Here is an 18,071-nt window from a genome sequence, read left to right on the forward strand (position 1 = left end):
CGAAGATGCAATACGTGGTAGCCAACCGAGTGCCGGTGAAACCCGATTTTCGCAGCGAGTTTGAAGAGCGCTTTCGCCGCCGGGCCGGAGAGGTCGAGAAGCAGGCTGGGTTCGTGCGCATGGAAATCCTGCGCCCCGTGAATGAGGACGGCTTGTACGTGGTTCTCACCCACTGGGAAAACAAGGCTGCTTTCGAGGCCTGGGTACGGAGTGACGATTTCAAGGCAGCACACCAAAATCCCCTACCCAAAGAAGCCTTTGGTGAAGGTGGTGGTCTGGAGCAGCACGAGGTAATCATCGCCGCTGGTTGATGCCTGCGGCGCGCGCGAGAACGGAGGGGGCGAAGTCCCATGGCAGAGTTACAGAAGCAACAGGTCGAGCAGGCCCTTGCGCAGATTCAGGATCCCTATCTGGGCAAGGATCTCGCCAGCGCCGGGGTGCTCAAGTCCGTTGAAGGGCAGCAGATCCGGATCGAATTGCCCTATCCCGCTCAAGGCGTCGCAAAGCAGGTCGCTGAGGAAATTGCGGCAGCGGTGCAGAAGCTTGCTGGTCAGCGGCCGCAAGTGGAAGTTGGACAGCATATTCGTACCCACCAGGCCCAGCGGGGCGTGAAATTGCTGGACGGCATCAAGAACATCATTGCCGTGGCCTCGGGCAAGGGCGGTGTCGGAAAGTCCACGACCTCGGTCAATCTGGCTTTGGCCTTGGCCCAGGAAGGGGCCACGGTTGGGATGCTCGACGCCGACATCTACGGCCCCAGCCAGCCGCGCATGCTCGGCATTGAAGGCAAGCCCACCAGCAAAGACGGCAAGAAGATGGAGCCCATGGAAGGCCATGGCATTAAGGCGATGTCCATCGGCTTCTTGATCGATGAAGAGACGCCCATGGTCTGGCGCGGCCCCATGGTCATGCAGGCCTTGGAGCAATTGCTGTCGGATACCCGTTGGGGCGAGCTGGATTATCTGGTTATCGACCTGCCCCCGGGCACCGGTGACACCCAGCTCACCCTAGCCCAGAAGGTGCCGGTCTCGGGCGCGGTCATTGTCACCACACCCCAGGATATTGCCTTGTTGGATGCCCGCAAAGGCCTGAAGATGTTCGAGAAGGTGGGCGTACCCATCCTCGGGGTCATCGAAAATATGAGCTTCTACATCTGCCCCAAGTGTGGCAACGAGGATGATATTTTTGGCCATGGGGGGGGGGCTGCCATGGCCGAGCAGTATGGCGTGGAGTTCCTGGGTGCGGTGCCCCTGGATCGGCGTATCCGCGACGAGGCCGACAATGGTGCGCCGACCGTGGTGGCAGCGCCCGATTCGCAACTGGCCAAGATCTATCGGGAGCTGGCCCGGCATGTGGCCGGACGCATTGCCTTGCAGGCGGTGGACCACAGCCACAAGTTCCCCAAGATCGTCATCGAAAACCGCTAGGAGAGCCCAGCATGGCCATCAAGTCCGACCGCTGGATCCGGCGCATGGCCGAAGAGCAGGGGATGATCGAACCGTTCTCATCGCAGCAGGTGCGGCAGGCGGAAGGGCATCCCATCATTTCCTATGGGCTCTCTTCCTATGGGTACGACATCCGTTGTGCGGGGGAATTCAAGGTCTTTACCAATGTGCGCAGTGCCATTGTTGACCCCAAGAACTTCAGCGAGGATTCCTTTGTAGAGTTCACCGGCGACACCTGCGTCATCCCCCCCAATTCCTTCGCCCTGGCGCGCACGGTGGAATATTTCCGCATTCCCCGGAATGTGCTCACCATCTGCCTGGGCAAGTCCACCTACGCCCGTTGCGGCATCATCGTCAATGTCACCCCCTTTGAACCGGAGTGGGAAGGCTACGTGACCCTGGAGTTCTCCAATACCACTCCGCTACCGGCCAAGATCTACGCCAATGAGGGAGTTGCCCAGGTGCTCTTCTTCGAATCGGATGAGGTCTGCGAGGTGTCCTACGCCGACCGCAAGGGCAAATACCAAGGCCAGCATGGGGTGACCTTGCCCCGGGCGTAAGGGGCGCTTCGGGTTGTTTTATCGAACTGCAAGGGGTTGGTTTTAGGGCAGTTCCGCGCGCCCTCTCGGCATCCTACAAGTCCTCCACCCGGTATTTGCTATAGCCCTCGTAGTAATAGCTGATGTCGATGCCTTTCATGAACAATTCCCGGTCATGGATTTTGTCCGTCAGGGCGGCCTTGAGCAGGTGCTTGATTTCCACATCCTTGACCACGCTGCGCTCCATGGCCGAAAGGTAGTCCGCCTTGTCCACGGCGTTCCAGTCGATCACGCGCTGGATTTCTTTCTTGAGGATCAGGTCCAGCCAGATGCGGGTGGCGCGGCCATTGCCCTCGCGGAACGGGTGGGCGATGTTCATCTCAACATATTTTTCGATGACCTGCTCAAAGCTGCTTTGGGGCATGGCGCTGATGTGTTCCAGCGCTTGCGGCAAGTACATGCGCGGGGCAAAGCGAAAATTGCCTTTGGCGAGGTTCACGTCGCGCATTTCCCCCGCAAATGCGTAAATGTCGCCGAACAGATAGGCATGAATCTGTGCCAGCCCTTGGAAGGTGCCGACTTCGATGCGCTCAATGTCGCCGCTTTCAAATAGCTGCTTGGCCTTTTGTTTGCTGATTTTTTCTTCGGCTTTGTTCAGTGCGATCTGGTCGATGAGGTTTAGTTTGTTGGGCAAGACCATGTTGCGCTCCTTACTGTGCCTGCTCACACGCACTCAACCCAGAAATCGCCCGCCATAGCATGTGGCCCGAAGGTGCATCATCGTGCCGCAAGGGAGGGGCTTGGCAAATACTTGCCCTCGCCGCTCAGTGCCTACCCTCTTCTTCCGAGGGCTCCGAGTGGCCTTCCTTGGCGTGGCTACCCCGGTGGGTGAGGTAAAGGGCCAGGGATACCAGCGCGATACCCAGGGCCAGATAGAGCAGGTCCAGAAAGTTGGCCACGTGCATGGACAGGGAGCGCTCGAAGAAACTCACCACCAGAATCATCAGGATGACTTTGGCGAGGCGGTCCTTGAGGTCATCCAGGCTGCGGATGAAGAGCACTCGGGAGCCCTTGCTCTGGCCGGCAATATCGATCTTGCTGATGAAGAGTTCGTACAGACCCAAGGAAAAGATCAGCAGGATGGTGGCCAGCAGGTATCCGTCCACAATGCTGACGGCGTGCGCCACCACTTCCAGATGATAGGCGTTGCGGGCCTCGCCGCTTAGGCTGGGGTCGGCATAGGCAAAGATGTGGGCCACCAGATGCCAGGCATCCACCGAGGTCATGAAGAAGACCGCAAAACCCACCAGCAGGCTGGCGACCACCGCCAGCAGCACCACGAACCGGCTGTTCCACAATAGCCACTCGAAGAGGTGCTCGATTTTTTCGCCCATTGTATCCTCAGTGTTTCCCGGTACTGCCAAAACCACCCTCACCCCGTTGCGAGGCCACGAATTGCTCCACCACCTGGATTGCAGGGCGGAAGACTGGCACCAGGATCATCTGGGCGATGCGCTCTCCCACAACAATCTGGAAGGGCGCAGTGCCCCGATTCCAGAGCGAGACCTTGAGGGGTCCTTGGTAGTCGGCATCGATCAAGCCCACCAGATTGCCTAAGACCAAGCCCTTGTGCCCCAAGCCTGAACGGGGCAGGAGCAGGGCAGTGACCCCGGGGTCGCCAATGTGCATGGCAAAGCCCGCCGAGATCAGGCTGGCCTCGCCGGGCGCAAGCTCCAGGGGGGCGTCGATACAGGCGCGCAGGTCCATGCCGGCGGCTGCAGCGCTGGCGTAATGGGGCAAGGGCCATTCCTGACCCAGGCGATGATCCAGGATGCGGATCTGGAGGCTATTCATGTGTTTGGGCTCCCGAGGGTTCCAGCCAGGTGACCAGATGATGCATGAGTCGCCGAGCCAGGTCGAGCTTGGGACCGCTTTCCAGCAGCACCTGACGATCTCCTCCGTGCAGGCTGCAGGCATTGTCGTCACCGCCCATGGCCCCTGCCCGCAAGTCATTGACGGCAGCCAGATCGGCCCCTTTGGCGTAGAGCTTGGTCACGGCCCTGACGCCGTCCCCATGGGTCTCGGCGGCAAAGGCGAGAATATGGCGGGGCCGATGGGGCGAGTGGGCGAGGGTGTGGACGATGTCGGGATTGGGTAGCAGGGCGAGTTGGTCGGGGAGGGTGGTCTTGCCCTGTTTCTCGGCCAAGGTCTCGGCAGGACGATGATCGGCGACCGCCGCGTTGGCGATGAAGAGATCCACGGGGCTGGTCATCACCACCTGCTCGCAGGCGGCCAGCATCTCCCGCGCGGAATCGACCCTGATCCGCTGCACACCCGTCGGGCAGGGCAGGGCGGTGGGGCCGCTCACCAGAATGACCGTGGCCCCTAGCTCGGCGGCTGCTTGGGCCAGGGCATAGCCTTGCTTGCCGCTCGCCCGATTGCTCAGACCACGCACCGGGTCCCAGGCCTCCCAGGTGGGCCCAGCGCTGACCAATACGCGCCAGCCTGCCCAGGGATGAGGGGCCAAGGCAAGGCGCAGCTGATCGACGATATCCGGCAGATCCAGAAGACGCCCGGCGCCGGTCTCGCCGCAAGCCAGATCACCACGATCCGGACCGAGAATCGTCGCCCCATCCTCCAGCAACTGCCGCACATGACGCTGGGTGGCGGGGTGTTCCCACATGGCGGTATTCATGGCCGGAGCCAGAAACAGGGGCGCACGATTGGCCAAGGCGATGGTGCTGGGTAGATCGTCAGCCAGCCCGAGTGCTAGACGCGCCAGGCCATTCGCCGAAATCGGGGCATAGAGCACCGCATCCGCCCAGCGCGCCAGGGCGATGTGATCCATTGCCGCCTCCTCACTGGGAGAGAAGAGCGACTGCCGCACCGGTTGTCCGCTCACGGCCTGCAGTGCCAGAGGCGCGACAAAGTCGCCGGCGTGTTGGCTGAGGGCAATGCGCAGTTCCGCCCCGCACTGGCGCAATTGACGCACCAGCTCCGGCGTCTTGTACGCGGCAATGCTGCCGCCAATGAGGAGAAGGATCTTTTTGCCCGCGAGTGGGTCCATGCTGCTTCGCTTTGCAGTACAATTCAGAGCGTAGAATACGAAAAAGAGGGAGCATATGGCTATTTCCGATTGGCCCGCAGCGGAACGGCCGCGGGAGCGTTTGTTGGCAAAGGGGGCGGAGAGTCTGTCCGATGCGGAATTGTTGGCCATCTTTTTGCGGGTAGGCGTGCGCGGAAAAAGTGCCGTCGAATTGGCGCGCGATCTGCTGCAGCGTTTTGGCGGCTTGCGCGGGCTGTTGACGGCGCGGCAATCGGTCTTTTGTGCGGAGCACGGTTTGGGTAATGCCAAATTCGCGCAGTTGCAGGCCGTCCTGGAAATGGCGCGTCGTCATCTCGCAGAGGGCTGGAGTCGCGGTGACGCGCTGGACTCGCCCCGCCGCGTGGCGGAATACCTGCGTTCCACGCTGCGCGACCGGGGGCGGGAGGTCTTTGCCGTGCTCTTCCTCGATCAACGGCACCGCGTACTGCGTTTTGAGGAAATGTTCCAGGGTACTATCGACAGTACCAGTGTCCATATCCGCGAGGTCGTCAAACGGGCGCTGGAACTCAATGCTGCGGCGCTGATCGTTGCCCACAATCATCCCTCGGGGGTGGCGGAGCCGAGTGTGGCCGATCGTCAGCTTACGCGCCGCCTGGAGGAAGCCTTAACACTGCTCGAACTCCGTCTCCTCGATCATTTCATCATTGGCGATGGCGAGCCCTTATCCCTGCGCGAGGCCGGGGGCTGGTGACGAAAAATGCGGCGCTTTGGCAGCGTGGGCGCTATGCCCTGGCGGGTCTGACCCGCGCCATTCGCGCCGAGGCGAGCTTTCGTACAGAACTCGGCGCGGTCTTGCTGGGGATCGCATTGCTGGTTTTTACCCAGGCGCCGGTGTTCTGGTGGGCGCTGTTGATCTTGCTGATGGCCGCGATCCTCGCCACGGAATTGCTGAATACCGCCATCGAAACCCTGGCTGACCGGGTCAATCCAGAGCTGGATCCCTTGATCGGACGGGCCAAGGACCTTGGGGCTGCGGCCGTTTTCGTGCTCAGTGTCGCAGCAATTTTGCTCGCCCTTTGTTTGCTTTGGGCCTACTTCCACGGGGCGGGCGGTTTTGCGCCTACTACCTGATCCGTTTATAGTGAAGAGAAAGTTTTTTGGGGACGACGCAAGGTATGGGTATCAACACCTCTCTGACCATCATTGCCATTGTGGCGGTCATCGCGTTATTGATCTTGGCGGCGGTCGCTGGGGTTGTCGTCCGTACCTTTCTGCGCTTGGAGCGCGTTCTTGCGCGAGTCGAGCAGGACATGGCGCCATTGCTCTTCGACGTCAAGGTGTTGCTCGGTGAGCTGCAGAAAATCGTGCGCAGTGGGGGGAAGGAGATGCAGCGCGTGGAAGCTACCCTACGTTATGTCGATCGGGAGCTACGCGACAGCATTGATACCCTCACCCTGCCGGTGCAGGAATTTGGACTTTGGGTGCGGGCGTTGCGCGCAGGATGGCGTTATTTCGTCCGGCGTCGGTAGGTTCCCCGTTTTCGCAACCGAGTGGAGGTGCAGATGAAAAATTCAGCGACAGGGTTTGTGATGGGTGTTTTGGTGGGAGCGGCGGCTGGGGTTTTGTTGGCGCCTGCCAGTGGCGCAGAGACGCGCGGCGACTTGCGGCGCCGCATGCAGCAGGGTAAAGAGCAATTGCGGGAGCTGGAAACCTTGGCGGAAGAACGTATCGTTCGCCTGCTCGACGAGATTCAGGAGAAAAGTCAGCAGCTGCTGGCCGCTGGTGGGGAGCTGATGGAGGCGAAGCGGCAAGACCTGCAAGAGGCCATCCAGGTAGCCAAACGCGCTTTGGCGGAAGAGCGCGAGATCATGTTGCGATCCCGCCGCGAGCGCCGGCTCGAAGAGGAAGTTGAGGATTCCGTGGATTGATCGTGCAGTTTTTTATGCGGTAATCAATCAAATCATGGTGCAAGGGGCGCTCAGCGTCGCTAAGATACCGCCAGTCTTCTGTCAAGGAGTAGTACAATGGCTGATAAATTGCTGATGGTTATGGTCAACACCGATCCTTCCAACCCGCAGGAGCTGGGTGCGCCTTTCTTCCAGGCTACAGTCGCGGCGGCGATGGACTTTGAGGTCGAGGTCGTTCTGACCGCTCGTGCCGGTGAACTGGCCAAGAAGGGTGTGGCCGAGAACATGCACGTCATGCCGGGTAGCCCCAAGAGTGTGCATGACTTCATCAAGGATGCCCACGAGGCTGGTGTGAAATTCTTCGTCTGCACCCCCACCCTGGAACTTTGGGATTGCACCAAGGAAGACCTGATCCCCGAGGTGTCTGACGTGGTCGGTGGCGCTTATGTTATCGAGCAGGCCATGGACGACGATGTCGTCACCTTCACCTACTAAGTTGAGATCATGACGCCGACCCATCTGGGCCCCGCTGAGCAGTTGTTCAGCGCGGAGGCGGTTCACGCGGCCATCCAACGGATGGCCGTTGCTATTAATGCCGACCTCGAACCCTTGGTGCCGCACCGGCCGGTCGTGGTACTCACGGTGCTTTCCGGTGCCATTGTGATCGTCGGCCAACTGCTTCCTCTGCTGCATTTTCCTCTGCACCTCGATTGTGTGCAGGTGAGCCGCTATGGCGACAAGACGCGTGGAGGCGACCTGCTGTGGCGTTTGACGCCGCGGGAAAATCTCCTGGATGCCACGGTGCTCATTGTCGATGACATCCTGGATGAGGGCGTGACCTTGCTTGCGTTGCAGGACTACTGCCTTAGCCAAGGGGCGGCGGCGGTGCATACGGCAGTGATGGTGCGCAAGGAGCGTGAACGTGCACGGGAAGTGCCGGTGGATTACGTCGGCCTCGAGGTTCCGGATCGCTTTGTCTTTGGCTTTGGACTGGATGCCCGCGGCCTGGGACGCAATGCCCCAGGGATCTTTGCTCTGATCGAGGAGGACGCCCATGGGTAGCGTCGGTATTATCGGCGGCAGCGGACTCACCAAACTGAAAAATCTGCAGATTCGTCACCGCCGGATCATTCGCACCCCTTTTGGTGAGGCGTCTGGTCCGCTCACTTTTGGTGTACTCAATGGTCAGGAGGTGGTCTTCCTCGCCCGCCATGGTTATGGCCACACCATTCCACCGCATCGAGTCAACTACCGTGCCAATATTTGGGCTCTGCACCACGTCGGTGTCAGTCATGTGATTGCAGTGACGGCCGTAGGCGGGATCACTGCAGCCATGCAGTCTGGCGTCTTGCTGGCCCCGGATCAGCTGATCGACTACACCCATGGCCGACCGAGCACCTTCTTCGAGGGAGGGGAGGCGCAGCAGGTGATCCATATCGATTTCTCTGCGCCCTATTGTGCAAATGTCCGCGCGCGTTTGCGGCAGGGCGCCGCGACCGCCGGCATTGCCCTCCATGACGGCGGTACCTATGCTGCCACGCAGGGGCCGCGTTTGGAGACTGCGGCAGAGATCCTTCGCATCGAGCGTGATGGTGGCGATGTGGTCGGCATGACTGGCTGTCCTGAAGCCGTGCTCGCGCGCGAGATCGGGCTTTGTTATGCCCCCTTGTCGCTGGTCGTGAACCCCGCTGCCGGCAAATCGGCTAAACCGATCACTATGGCGGGAATCGACGCGGTGATGCATGAGGGCATGGTGCGGGTGCGCAGTGTGCTGGCAGCGGCGGTCCCGCTCCTGCAGGACTGCCCTCCTTGCAATTGCACTACAGCCGTAGGCCCCGAGGCGGCCAAGGCCTTGCACAGAGCGCCGCTGGCTAAGGCGAGCGCACAATACTGAAGGGGGATCGGCGCCGCCCCGTTCGGGCGCGCCGACTCAGCGCATCGTCACCAACTCTTCTGCACTGGTGGGGTGGATAGCGATGGTGTCATCAAAGTCCCGCTTGCGTGCCCCCATCCGGATCGCCACGGCGAAGCCCTGCAGCATTTCATCCACGCCATCGCCAATGGCATGCAGGCCAACGATGCGTTCGTCATGACCGACCGTGATCAGTTTCATGGCCGTGCGTTCTGGTTCTGTCTGAAAGGCGCGCAGTAGTGGGACGAAACGGCTCTGGTAGCACTTCACCTGCTCATCTCCGTACTGCTCCCGCGCTTCGATCTCGCTGAGTCCCACGGTAGCGATGGGCGGATGACTGAAGATGACGGTGGGCGTGAGCTTACTGTCCAGATGACGCTCGGTCTGTCCCCCAAAAAGGCGGTCCGCCAGGCGTCGTCCCGCGGCAATGGCGACGGGCGTCAGGGCAGGGGCACGGGTAATGTCGCCCAGCGCATAGATATCCTCGACGGCGGTATTCTGATACTGGTCGACGGCAATATAGCCGTCGGTATCTCTTTCCAGCCCGACTAGGTCGAGTCCGAGGTCGTTGGTCTGGGGGCGGCGGCCGATAGCCCAGATCACCGCATCGAGACCGCCGAGGAAGTCGCCCTGGGCGAAATCCAGACGCAGATCGTTTTCGTCTCGGATCAGACGGGCGACCTGGCGCTGGGCAAGGAGGTTGATACCCTGCCCCTGCATGGATTCCATGAGATGCTCGCGCAGCATGGGCTCGAAGCCATGGAGAAAGTGATTGCGGCGCATCACCAACGACACGTCACTGCCCAGGGCGCGAAATACGCCGGCAAGCTCCACGGCGATATATCCAGCGCCAACCACGGCCACTCTGCGCGGCTGTTGCTCCAGGGCAAAGAAGCCGTCGGAGTCGAGCCCAAGTTCCGCGCCGGGAATTTCCGGCCAGATGGGCGCTCCGCCGGTGGCCAATAGAATCTTCGGCGCGCGGAGTACGGTTTCGCTATCCACGCTGACTTGCTTGGCGCCTAGCAGGCGTCCGTGTCCGCGAAAAAGCTGCACCTGATTGTGCTGCAAGCCCTCGGCATAGCGGCCATTGAGGCGCTGGATGTAGGCATCTCGTCGCTCTTTCAGTTGCGCCCAGGAGAAATCCCAGGCATCTCCGGCAAAACCATAGCCTTGGGCCAGCTCATGGCTCGCCGCCAGATTGGCAGCATTCCAGAAGAGTTTCTTGGGCACGCAGCCGACGTTGACACAGGTACCACCGAGCGGTCCTTTCGCCACCAGCGCGACGCGTGCGCCGTAGGAGGCGGCGCGATTGGCGCTGGCAATACCCCCGCTGCCGCCGCCAATGACAATCAGATCAAAATCTTGGGTTGCGATCATCGGTCTGTCTCCCGGCGGTGCCGGTATGGCACCGCCACAGTGGAAGGTTTTCAGTGGCCTGCAAGATGCTTGGCGAGATCATCGGCACCACCAATATGTTTGCCGCCAATGAAGACCTGCGGCACGGTGGAGCGCCCACTGACCGCACGTACCGTGCGCGAACTGATCCCTGTACCCATGCCGGTATGGACCTCTTCATAGGGAAGATTGCGTTCTTGCAGCAGGGCCTTGGCGCGGGCGCAATGCGGACAGCCTTCCCGGGTGAACAGGGTAATGAACTCCGGATCTCTGGCGTTGGGATTGATGTAGCGTAGCATGGTGTCAGCGTCGGAGACCTCGAAGGGGTCACCGGGCTTGTCGGGCTCGATGAACATCTTCTCGACCACACCATCCTTCACCAGCATCGAGTAACGCCAGGAGCGGCGACCAAAACCCAGGTCAGCCTTGTCCACCAACATGCCCATCCCAGCAGTAAACTCGGCATTGCCATCGGGAATCAGGCGCACGTTCTCCACCGCCAGCTCCTTTGCCCAGGCTTCCATAACGAAAGCATCATTCACAGAGACACACAGAATGCTGTCGACTCCATTTTCCCGTAGCACGGGTGCGAGTTCGTTGTAACGTGGCAGATGGCTGGAAGAGCAGGTTGGGGTAAAGGCCCCCGGCAGGGAGAAGACCACGACGGTCTTGCCGGCAAACAGTTCTTTCGTGCTGACGTCCTTCCATTGGTTGTTCTCGCGGGTGCGAAACGTGACTTGGGGTACGGCCTTTCCTTCCATATTGGAGAGTTTCATAGCGTTGTCCTTTCTGGCATCATCAACATTGATGATGCCTTAGTTTAGACATTGTCTAAAAAATGCGCAAGCACAGTCCTACTGCTCAGGCGATGCCGAGAAAACTTGCCGCCACTTCCAGCCCACCCTGACGAATCTGGTAATTGGCTTGGGCACGCACCGTCGCCTTGGCGTGATACGCGATACCGACACCGGCCTTGCGGATCATGGGCAGATCGTTGGCGCCGTCGCCGATAGCTACACAGTGGCTGGCGTCGGTGCCCGCCGCTATGGCGAGCAGGTCGAGGATATCGGCCTTGGCATTGGCATCGATGATATCGCCGATGACCTCGCCGGTGATCTTGCCGTCGCGAATATCGAGTTGATTGGCGAAGGCGTAATCCAAGTCTAACGCCTCTTGCACATGGCGGGTAAACTGGGTGAAGCCGCCGGAAACCACGGCGGTCTCCATGCCGGCGCGCTTTGCCGCGGCGACCAGTTCGCGGGCGCCCGGACTGAACTGCAGTCGTTCCCGAATCACGGCATCGATGGCGGTCACCGGTGTGCCGGCCAGCAGGCGTACCCGCTCCTTCAGGGAGCTGCGAAAATCCAGCTCGCCGGACATGGAGCGCTCGGTGATGGCGGCGATCTTATTTTTCAGTCCGAGATGTGCGCCGAGTTCATCAATGCATTCGATCGCAATGAGGGTAGAGTCCATGTCGCTGATCAATAAACGAAACTGGCCACTCTCCCAATTTGGGGTCAGAGCTACGTCGACGGGGAGTGCTTCGAGTGCTTCGATCAGCTCGTGATTGCTGAGGGCCAGGGTTCCGGATCCCCCCCAGATTTCCAGGACGAGTGCATTACCCTGGGCAAGCTGTACACGCCCTGGTAGGAAGCCGCGCAATTGCAGGCCGGTCAGCGCGCGACGCAAGGCAACGGCGCCTAGCTTGCCACGCAAGACCAGGCGCAGAGGCTCTTCCGCCTCTGCTGCCGGTCCCCAGAGGACCTCCCGCTCCTGTGCCACCCCCTGCCGCGCCAGTTCTTCGAGGAAGGGGTGCAGGGCGGCGAAATCTGCCGGCAGGCGCCAGGTCTGCAACCAGGTGCCAAGGATCTCCCGTTGTTCGATTTCGCCGCTGACAATTTGCCCCATGCTGGCAGGCAAGGGCATGCGCCCTTGGGCCGCGGGGCTGAGGATGGCAAGACGGGTAGCCGGCATAGTCACTCCCTGGTACTGCGGGCGGAAAGGTCATCAATCACGGCAAGCAGGGCTTCGCAACGCTGCTGCCCGGCAGGAAAATCACGACGAATGCGCAAGCGATCCTGCCCCTCCAACTGATAGGTCTGGGATTCCTTTTGAATCTTGGCGATCAGGCGTTCGACTGGCAGATGATGTTGTTGCGCCAAGGTCAGACGGGCACCTTGGGGGCCCGCATCGATGGCGGCAATGCCGAGCTGCGCAGCGATGATGCGTAGATGGGTCTGACAGAGCAGGGTCCGCACAGCATCGGGAACCGGACCAAAGCGGTCTACCATTTCCACCAGGATCTCGCCGATCCCCACCACCTGACGCAGATTGGCAAGACGCTTGTACAGCTGCAGCCGTAACTGCACGTCGGGTAGATAGTCGGCGGGAATGAGTGCTGGGGTATTGAGATGGATTTGCGGGCCTTCCGCCTGCTTCTCCGCCAAGCTGTGGGGGTCCTTGCCAGCGCGGATGGCCGCTACGGCATCATTCAGCCATTCCATGAAGAGGGTAAAGCCTACTTCATCCATGTGGCCACTTTGGGCATCACCCAGAAGCTCACCCGCGCCGCGAATCTCCAGGTCATGGCTCGCAAGAGCAAATCCTACCCCCAGCTCTTCCAGGGACTGGATGGCATCGAGACGACGCTTGGCGTCGTCGGTCATCGCCCGAGGATCGGGGGTGAAGAGGTAACAGTATGCGCGCTGATGCCCGCGGCCCACGCGCCCGCGCAACTGGTGCAACTGGGCCAGACCAAAGCGGTCGGCGCGATCGATGAGCATGGTATTGGCGTGCGGATTGTCGATACCCGACTCGATGATGGTGGTACAGAGCAGCAGATCGAAGCGCTGGTGATAAAAATCTAGCATCACCGCTTCGAGCTCCGCCTCCGCCATCTGTCCGTGGGCGATACGGATGCGCGCCTCGGGAAGCAGTCGTTGCAGGATCTTGGCACTACGCTCGATGTCGCGAACCTCATTGTGCAGATAATAAATCTGTCCGCCGCGATGGAGCTCGCGCTGACAGGCCTCGCGGGTGATTTCCTCGGCAAATTCCTGTACGAAGGTACGCACCGGCTGGCGCCGCTGCGGCGGTGTGGCGATCAGCGACAGGTCGCGCAGACCGGCCAGAGACAGATTCAGGGTGCGGGGAATGGGCGTGGCAGTCAGGGTCAGGACATCCACCGCGCTGCGCAGGGCCTTGATCTTTTCCTTGTGGCGCACGCCAAAACGATGTTCTTCATCGAGGATCAAGAGCCCCAGGTCGGCAAACCGTACGTCGCCCTGGAGGAGACGATGGGTGCCAATGAGGATCTGAATCTTTCCCGCCGCGCTGTCTTCCAGGATGGCGCTACGCTCCTTGCCCTTCTGAAAGCGCGAGAGCACGGCAACGCGAATGGGCAGACCGGCAAAGCGGTCGCGAAAGTTCTCGAAGTGTTGCTGGGCGAGGAGGGTGGTGGGTACGAGTACCGCCACCTGTGCGCCGGCATGGGCGACCAGGAATGCGGCGCGCAAGGCAACCTCCGTCTTGCCGAAGCCAACATCACCACAGACCAATCGATCCATGGGGTGCGGACGCTGTAGATCACTCAGTACCGCATCGATGGCGGCCTGCTGATCTGGCGTTTCCTCAAAGGGAAAGCGGGAGACGAAATCCCAATAAGCGTCATCGGGTGCGGGAAAGGCGCGACCGGCATGGGCGGCGCGGCGGGCGTAGAGATCCAGTAGTTCACTGGCGGCATCGATAGCCTTTTGCCGTGCCTTGGCCTTGGCCTTGCTCCAGCGGCTGTTGCCCAGGCGGGATAATTCCACCTCCTCGGAATTGCCAACAAAGCGACTGACGCGATCGAGTTGCTCGACGGGGACGTAAACCTTGGCATCCCCGGCGTAGGCAATGCTCATGTATTCGTTCACGTCCCCTTGCGCCGCAAAGGGGGTGTCCAAGGCCAGGAATCGACCGACGCCATAATCCTCGTGCACGACGACGTCGCCAGGCTGCAGTTCGCCCAGATCGCGGAGCAGATTCTCCATGCTGCGCTGTCGCGCGCGACCGCCACGGCGCTGGGCGAAGACCCGATCCCCAAAGATCTGCGCCTCGGAAATCAGCGCCAGGTCGATGCGTCCGCGCTGGCTATGCAGCAGGCCACGCTCTAGGGGTGCCACGGCGAGGCGCACTCGTGCTTCGCCACTACGGAGCTCTGACCAGTCTCGTATCCGCTGGTGCACAAAACCGAGCCGCTGCAAATGCTCGCCCAAGGCCTCGGCGCGTCCCGCAGACTCCGCCGCGACCACCACCCGCGCCTCCGCCGGCAAGTCCTGCAAAAACCGTTCGAGTCCGCGCAGGGGATTTTCGTTGCTGCCCTGCAAGGAGGGAGGTGCCAAGAAACCCTGGGCGCCTCCTTCTGCCTGGTCCTGGAGCACGATCTGCGGATAGGCCGCCATGCGCTCCTGCCAGCTCTGCGCATCCAGCAGCAGCTCATCCGGACCCAGGATGGGATGGGTCCGATCGCTGGAGCGTTCCGCAAAACGCTCCGCCCAATCCTCGCGCAAGCGCTGGGTCGCCGCGAGGAGTCCGCTACTCTGCACGACGATGGTATCGCGCGGCAGGTAATGGCTGAGGTCTCCACAGGCCTCGTAGAACAGGGGGAGATATTGTTCCGCACCGGCCGGGACCTGATTGCGGCTGGCCGCACGATAGACCTCCGCCTGCTGCGGGTCACCACTGAAACGGGCGCGGAACTGGGCGCGAAAGCGTTGTAGATCCTCATGGGAGGTGGGGATTTCCCGCGCCGGGAGCAATTCGACCCGCTCTACCTTATCCAGGCTGCGTTGCGACTCTGGATCGAAGGCGCGGATGCTGTCGATGCTGTCACCAAATAATTCAATGCGGTAGGGGAGGGGGCTGCCACTGGGAAAAATATCGATGATGCCGCCACGCCAGGCAATTTCCCCCGCCTCCGATACCTCGCTGACAGTTTGGTAGCCGGCGTCGATGGCGCGTTGCCGGAAGCTGTCCAAGTCCAGGCTTGCCCCAACGTGCAACCACAGGGCGTGGCGGTCGAGGTGACTCGGGGGGGGGAGGAGCTGCAAGGCAGCGGCCATGGGGGCGATGATCAAACTGCGCCATTGCGGCATGCTCGCCAGGGCAGCTAGCCGCGCGGTACTGATCTCCGCCGGTGGATTCATCCGATCGTAGGGCAGCACCTCACGGTCAGGAAAGACCAGGGGGCTGGGCAAATCCGCCGCAAAAAACTGCCATTCGCGCTGCCATTCTTCAATCTCTCGACTCGCGCCAACGAGCAAGAGTATTGGGCGCTGCCACTGGCGCTGTAGCGCTGCAAGCAGCAGCGTCTGGGCAGCGCCGGGAGTGGAAGGGAGAGCCGTTGTTTTTCCGGGTTGTGGGACCAGTGACCCGAGCCAATCCATCAGCAAGATGTGAGATCCTTGATTGCGGAAGCGCACAGTCTATGCAGGGGCGAAGAAAACTGCAAAAGTCGAGACGACTCAGGTATGCTCTGGCAGCAGCCAGGAGAAAGACTATGGAGCAAGTTTGGGCGTTGATCCCTGCCGGTGGCCGCGGGCAGCGCTTTGGTGGGGCAGTTGCCAAGCAATATTTGCAGCTACAGGGGCGCCCGGTCTTGGCGCATGCCCTGCAGCCTTTCTTGGGCGAAGCCCGTATTCGCGGCGTGCAGCTCGTTTTGCCCGGTGACGATCTGGCAACGGGGGCGTGGCACGAGTTGCTCGGGGCGCAAAGCGAGACCTTCTTGCCTCCCGTCGTTGGCGGCGCGGAGCGCCAGGACTCCGTGCGCAATGGCTTGCTCGCCTTACTCGAACAGGGCGCGCTGCCTGCCGATTGGGTTCTGGTCCACGATGCCGCACGCCCCTGTTTGCAACGGGCCGATCTGCACGCCCTCCTAGATGCCCTGCCAACAGCGAGTCAAGGGGCTTTGCTGGCCGTGCCGGTGGCGGATACCTTGAAGCGGGCAGAGGGTGATCACGCGGTGGCGACAGTGGATCGGCGCCAGCTCTGGCGCGCGCTCACCCCCCAGGCCTTCCCCATCGGTGCCCTGCTCGAGGCCCTCGATGCGGCGCGACAGCAGGCCATAACCATCACCGACGAAGCCTCGGCCCTGGAACGCCGCGGCTGGCGCCCGCGCCTAGTGCTGGGGCATGCCGACAACATCAAGATCACCTACCCTGAGGATCTGCCCCTGGCCGAGGCCATCCTCGCCGTCCGCAAGGCATAGGAGAAGAGCATGGATTTTCGCATTGGACAGGGTTTTGATGTGCATGCCTTGGTGGCGGACCGCCCCTTGATCCTTGGTGGCGTAGAGGTGCCTTACGCCCTGGGTCTGGCAGGACACTCCGATGCCGATGTCCTCATCCATGCCATTTGCGACGCCCTGTTGGGCGCTTTGGCCCTGGGCGACATTGGCAAGCATTTTCCCGATACCGATCCGCGCTACGCCGGTGCCGATTCCCGCGTCTTGTTGCGCCATTGTCGGACACTCGTGGGCAAGCAGGGGTATCGGATTGCGAATGTCGATAGCACCCTGATTTGTCAGCGGCCCAAATTGGCCCCCCATATTCCGCAAATGCGCGAATACCTGGCTGCCGATCTGGAACTCCCCATTGCCGCTATGAGTGTCAAGGCGACGACAACGGAACAGCTGGGCTTTGCCGGTCGGGGGGAAGGTATCGCCGCGCAAGCCATCTGCCTCGTGCAACGTGGCTGAGCTACCGGAACGCCTTTACCCGCCGCTTGGGCTAGAACGCCCCTCGGCCCGGTTCCACCCCTCTCCGAGCCATTTTTTCGTCGAAGAAGTCCTTCCCTTTGCCGCCGATGGGGAGGGAGACCATGCTTGGCTCTGGGTAGAGAAAACGCAGCGGAATACCGAAGAAGTGGCACGTCTGCTGGCGCGTTTTGCGGGTGTTGCGGCACGGGACGTGGGCTATGCCGGCTTGAAGGATTATCACGCCACTACGCGGCAAGCGTTCACCATCCCCCTGCTGGGTCAGCCAGAGCCGGATTGGGCGCGGTTTGATGACCGTGGCGTGTCTCTGCTCGCCGTCAGTCGCCATCGGCGAAAACTGCGCCGCGGCGTCCATCGTGGCAATCGCTTTCGCGTGCATCTGCAGGGCGCCGGGGATCCCTCGCATTGGGAGGCCGCATTCACGCTACTCCAGCGTCAGGGCTTCCCCAATTATTTTGGGTCACAACGCTTTGGTCGCGACAATTTGCAGGCGGCGGGGAGGATGCTCCGAAGCGGCCGCCGCGGGCGTATGCCCCATCATCTGCGCGCATTGTTCTGGTCTGCGGCGCGATCCGCATTGTTCAATCTTGTGTTGACGGAGCGGGTATGCCGCGGCGACTGGACACAGATCCTGCCGGGGGAGTTGGTCCAGCTGGCGGGAACCCATAGTCAGTTTCTTGCCCAGGCGGAGGAGCTGGCGTCTTTGCAGGAACGTGCCGATGCCTGGGATCTGCATCCTACCGGGCCGTTACCGGGTCGGGGTGGCAGTCAGCCGCAGGGGCAGGCCGCCGAGCTGGAGCAGCAGGTTTTGGACGCTTGGTCGGGTACCGAGGATTCTCCGGGCAACGGTAGCGCCTGGGCCGAAGCCTTGGCGGCGCAGGGGTTGGACGCCGCCCGTCGCGCCTTGCGCTGTCGCCCCGAGGAGGTCGTTGTGCAGGAGGCCCAGGAGAGGGAGATGGTGTTGGAGTTTTTTCTGCCCCAAGGTTCCTACGCCACCGTCCTGCTCGAGGCGATGGGGGTCGAGATCGTTTCGTGATCCAAAGCCCTTGTTCCGAATAAGTACATACTTTACG

Annotated in this window: 21 protein-coding genes; 13 read left to right on the plus strand and 8 right to left on the minus strand. The window is 61.3% G+C overall.

What is annotated here, in order from left to right:
* The first annotated feature begins 5 nt into the window (after positions 1 to 5).
* From M5D89_RS05270 to dcd, 3 genes are read left to right on the plus strand one after another with little or no spacing between them, the layout of a single operon-like run.
* Positions 6 to 311 (plus strand): antibiotic biosynthesis monooxygenase family protein, encoded by a 306-nt coding sequence (locus M5D89_RS05270; protein WP_248884799.1) that lies wholly within the window; start codon positions 6 to 8, stop codon positions 309 to 311.
* Positions 312 to 350: 39 nt separating this feature from the next.
* Entirely contained in the window at positions 351 to 1,427 is a 1,077-nt protein-coding gene (gene apbC, locus M5D89_RS05275) for an iron-sulfur cluster carrier protein ApbC (protein ID WP_248884800.1), read from the plus strand.
* A gap of 11 nt (positions 1,428 to 1,438) precedes the next feature.
* The gene (dcd, locus tag M5D89_RS05280) at positions 1,439 to 2,005 is read left to right on the plus strand and encodes a dCTP deaminase (RefSeq protein ID WP_248884801.1); all 567 of its coding nucleotides are present in this window, start codon (positions 1,439 to 1,441) and stop codon (positions 2,003 to 2,005) included.
* 73 nt (positions 2,006 to 2,078) lie between these two features.
* On the opposite strand, the gene fic is transcribed toward dcd, so the two are convergent.
* The 4 genes from fic to coaBC all read right to left on the minus strand — a co-directional run bounded on the left by fic (position 2,079) and on the right by coaBC (position 5,051).
* On the minus strand, positions 2,079 to 2,684 hold the full coding sequence (fic, locus tag M5D89_RS05285) for a protein adenylyltransferase Fic (RefSeq protein ID WP_248884802.1): 606 nt from the start codon (positions 2,682 to 2,684) through the stop codon (positions 2,079 to 2,081).
* Between the two features lie 124 nt (positions 2,685 to 2,808).
* Entirely contained in the window at positions 2,809 to 3,378 is a 570-nt protein-coding gene (locus M5D89_RS05290) for a YqhA family protein (protein ID WP_248884803.1), read from the minus strand.
* A gap of 7 nt (positions 3,379 to 3,385) precedes the next feature.
* Positions 3,386 to 3,838 carry a dUTP diphosphatase gene (gene dut / locus M5D89_RS05295; RefSeq protein ID WP_248884804.1) on the minus strand — a complete coding sequence of 151 codons (453 nt, stop codon included), beginning with the start codon at positions 3,836 to 3,838 and terminating at the stop codon, positions 3,386 to 3,388.
* A complete protein-coding gene (coaBC, locus tag M5D89_RS05300) occupies positions 3,831 to 5,051 on the minus strand; it encodes a bifunctional phosphopantothenoylcysteine decarboxylase/phosphopantothenate--cysteine ligase CoaBC (protein ID WP_248884805.1) in 1,221 nt (406 codons plus the stop codon). Before coaBC ends, dut begins: the two co-directional genes overlap by 8 nt.
* A 55-nt stretch (positions 5,052 to 5,106) precedes the next feature.
* Here coaBC and radC point away from each other — a divergent pair, with 55 nt between their 5' ends.
* The 7 genes from radC (at position 5,107) to M5D89_RS05335 (ending at position 8,831) form a co-directional block, all read left to right on the plus strand.
* Positions 5,107 to 5,781: a RadC family protein gene (radC, locus tag M5D89_RS05305; protein ID WP_248884806.1), complete on the plus strand. Its 675-nt coding sequence runs from the start codon at positions 5,107 to 5,109 to the stop codon at positions 5,779 to 5,781.
* Positions 5,778 to 6,161: a diacylglycerol kinase gene (locus tag M5D89_RS05310; protein ID WP_248884807.1), complete on the plus strand. Its 384-nt coding sequence runs from the start codon at positions 5,778 to 5,780 to the stop codon at positions 6,159 to 6,161. Before radC ends, M5D89_RS05310 begins: the two co-directional genes overlap by 4 nt.
* A 44-nt stretch (positions 6,162 to 6,205) precedes the next feature.
* The gene (locus M5D89_RS05315) at positions 6,206 to 6,559 is read left to right on the plus strand and encodes a hypothetical protein (RefSeq protein WP_248884808.1); all 354 of its coding nucleotides are present in this window, start codon (positions 6,206 to 6,208) and stop codon (positions 6,557 to 6,559) included.
* A gap of 33 nt (positions 6,560 to 6,592) precedes the next feature.
* On the plus strand, positions 6,593 to 6,958 hold the full coding sequence (locus M5D89_RS05320) for a YtxH domain-containing protein (RefSeq protein ID WP_248884809.1): 366 nt from the start codon (positions 6,593 to 6,595) through the stop codon (positions 6,956 to 6,958).
* A 96-nt stretch (positions 6,959 to 7,054) separates the two neighbouring features.
* Positions 7,055 to 7,432 (plus strand): DsrE family protein, encoded by a 378-nt coding sequence (locus M5D89_RS05325; protein WP_248884810.1) that lies wholly within the window; start codon positions 7,055 to 7,057, stop codon positions 7,430 to 7,432.
* 9 nt (positions 7,433 to 7,441) lie between these two features.
* The gene (locus M5D89_RS05330; RefSeq protein ID WP_248884811.1) at positions 7,442 to 7,999 is read left to right on the plus strand and encodes a hypoxanthine-guanine phosphoribosyltransferase; all 558 of its coding nucleotides are present in this window, start codon (positions 7,442 to 7,444) and stop codon (positions 7,997 to 7,999) included.
* A complete protein-coding gene (locus M5D89_RS05335; protein WP_248884812.1) occupies positions 7,992 to 8,831 on the plus strand; it encodes an S-methyl-5'-thioinosine phosphorylase in 840 nt (279 codons plus the stop codon). Before M5D89_RS05330 ends, M5D89_RS05335 begins: the two co-directional genes overlap by 8 nt.
* A 36-nt stretch (positions 8,832 to 8,867) precedes the next feature.
* Here M5D89_RS05335 and gorA read toward each other — a convergent pair whose 3' ends face one another.
* The 4 genes from gorA to mfd all read right to left on the minus strand — a co-directional run bounded on the left by gorA (position 8,868) and on the right by mfd (position 15,670).
* Entirely contained in the window at positions 8,868 to 10,226 is a 1,359-nt protein-coding gene (gene gorA / locus M5D89_RS05340) for a glutathione-disulfide reductase (RefSeq protein ID WP_248884813.1), read from the minus strand.
* A gap of 50 nt (positions 10,227 to 10,276) precedes the next feature.
* Positions 10,277 to 11,020, minus strand: coding sequence for a glutathione peroxidase (locus M5D89_RS05345; protein ID WP_248884814.1), 744 nt, complete (start codon positions 11,018 to 11,020; stop codon positions 10,277 to 10,279).
* Positions 11,021 to 11,105: 85 nt separating this feature from the next.
* Entirely contained in the window at positions 11,106 to 12,218 is a 1,113-nt protein-coding gene (serB, locus tag M5D89_RS05350) for a phosphoserine phosphatase SerB (protein WP_248884815.1), read from the minus strand.
* Positions 12,219 to 12,220: 2 nt separating this feature from the next.
* Entirely contained in the window at positions 12,221 to 15,670 is a 3,450-nt protein-coding gene (gene mfd, locus M5D89_RS05355) for a transcription-repair coupling factor (RefSeq protein WP_248886439.1), read from the minus strand.
* A gap of 113 nt (positions 15,671 to 15,783) precedes the next feature.
* Here mfd and ispD point away from each other — a divergent pair, with 113 nt between their 5' ends.
* Genes ispD through truD form a run of 3 tightly spaced genes read left to right on the plus strand, consistent with a single transcriptional unit; the run spans position 15,784 to position 18,034 of the window.
* Complete coding sequence (ispD, locus tag M5D89_RS05360; protein WP_248884816.1) at positions 15,784 to 16,491, plus strand: 2-C-methyl-D-erythritol 4-phosphate cytidylyltransferase; 708 nt, start codon at positions 15,784 to 15,786, stop codon at positions 16,489 to 16,491.
* Positions 16,492 to 16,500: 9 nt separating this feature from the next.
* The gene (gene ispF, locus M5D89_RS05365; protein WP_248884817.1) at positions 16,501 to 16,980 is read left to right on the plus strand and encodes a 2-C-methyl-D-erythritol 2,4-cyclodiphosphate synthase; all 480 of its coding nucleotides are present in this window, start codon (positions 16,501 to 16,503) and stop codon (positions 16,978 to 16,980) included.
* Positions 16,973 to 18,034: a tRNA pseudouridine(13) synthase TruD gene (gene truD, locus M5D89_RS05370; protein ID WP_248884818.1), complete on the plus strand. Its 1,062-nt coding sequence runs from the start codon at positions 16,973 to 16,975 to the stop codon at positions 18,032 to 18,034. The genes ispF and truD overlap by 8 nt, the downstream gene beginning before the upstream one ends.
* Positions 18,035 to 18,071: the final 37 nt, after the last annotated feature.

Origin of the sequence: Acidithiobacillus acidisediminis (genome assembly GCF_023277115.1) — a bacterium.
Lineage (GTDB): Bacteria > Pseudomonadota > Gammaproteobacteria > Acidithiobacillales > Acidithiobacillaceae > Igneacidithiobacillus > Igneacidithiobacillus acidisediminis.

Excerpts from the sequence above, each read along its gene's own strand:
- M5D89_RS05270 (WP_248884799.1), top strand. The coding sequence starts at position 6 with ATGCAATACGTGGTAGCCAACCGAGTGCCGGTGAAACCCGATTTTCGC.
- apbC (WP_248884800.1), top strand. The coding sequence starts at position 351 with ATGGCAGAGTTACAGAAGCAACAGGTCGAGCAGGCCCTTGCGCAGATT.
- dcd (WP_248884801.1), top strand. The coding sequence starts at position 1,439 with ATGGCCATCAAGTCCGACCGCTGGATCCGGCGCATGGCCGAAGAGCAG.
- fic (WP_248884802.1), bottom strand. The coding sequence starts at position 2,684 with ATGGTCTTGCCCAACAAACTAAACCTCATCGACCAGATCGCACTGAAC.
- M5D89_RS05290 (WP_248884803.1), bottom strand. The coding sequence starts at position 3,378 with ATGGGCGAAAAAATCGAGCACCTCTTCGAGTGGCTATTGTGGAACAGC.
- dut (WP_248884804.1), bottom strand. The coding sequence starts at position 3,838 with ATGAATAGCCTCCAGATCCGCATCCTGGATCATCGCCTGGGTCAGGAA.
- coaBC (WP_248884805.1), bottom strand. The coding sequence starts at position 5,051 with ATGGACCCACTCGCGGGCAAAAAGATCCTTCTCCTCATTGGCGGCAGC.
- radC (WP_248884806.1), top strand. The coding sequence starts at position 5,107 with ATGGCTATTTCCGATTGGCCCGCAGCGGAACGGCCGCGGGAGCGTTTG.
- M5D89_RS05315 (WP_248884808.1), top strand. The coding sequence starts at position 6,206 with ATGGGTATCAACACCTCTCTGACCATCATTGCCATTGTGGCGGTCATC.
- M5D89_RS05320 (WP_248884809.1), top strand. The coding sequence starts at position 6,593 with ATGAAAAATTCAGCGACAGGGTTTGTGATGGGTGTTTTGGTGGGAGCG.
- M5D89_RS05325 (WP_248884810.1), top strand. The coding sequence starts at position 7,055 with ATGGCTGATAAATTGCTGATGGTTATGGTCAACACCGATCCTTCCAAC.
- M5D89_RS05330 (WP_248884811.1), top strand. The coding sequence starts at position 7,442 with ATGACGCCGACCCATCTGGGCCCCGCTGAGCAGTTGTTCAGCGCGGAG.
- M5D89_RS05335 (WP_248884812.1), top strand. The coding sequence starts at position 7,992 with ATGGGTAGCGTCGGTATTATCGGCGGCAGCGGACTCACCAAACTGAAA.
- gorA (WP_248884813.1), bottom strand. The coding sequence starts at position 10,226 with ATGATCGCAACCCAAGATTTTGATCTGATTGTCATTGGCGGCGGCAGC.
- M5D89_RS05345 (WP_248884814.1), bottom strand. The coding sequence starts at position 11,020 with ATGAAACTCTCCAATATGGAAGGAAAGGCCGTACCCCAAGTCACGTTT.
- serB (WP_248884815.1), bottom strand. The coding sequence starts at position 12,218 with ATGCCGGCTACCCGTCTTGCCATCCTCAGCCCCGCGGCCCAAGGGCGC.
- mfd (WP_248886439.1), bottom strand. The coding sequence starts at position 15,670 with ATGGATTGGCTCGGGTCACTGGTCCCACAACCCGGAAAAACAACGGCT.
- ispD (WP_248884816.1), top strand. The coding sequence starts at position 15,784 with ATGGAGCAAGTTTGGGCGTTGATCCCTGCCGGTGGCCGCGGGCAGCGC.
- ispF (WP_248884817.1), top strand. The coding sequence starts at position 16,501 with ATGGATTTTCGCATTGGACAGGGTTTTGATGTGCATGCCTTGGTGGCG.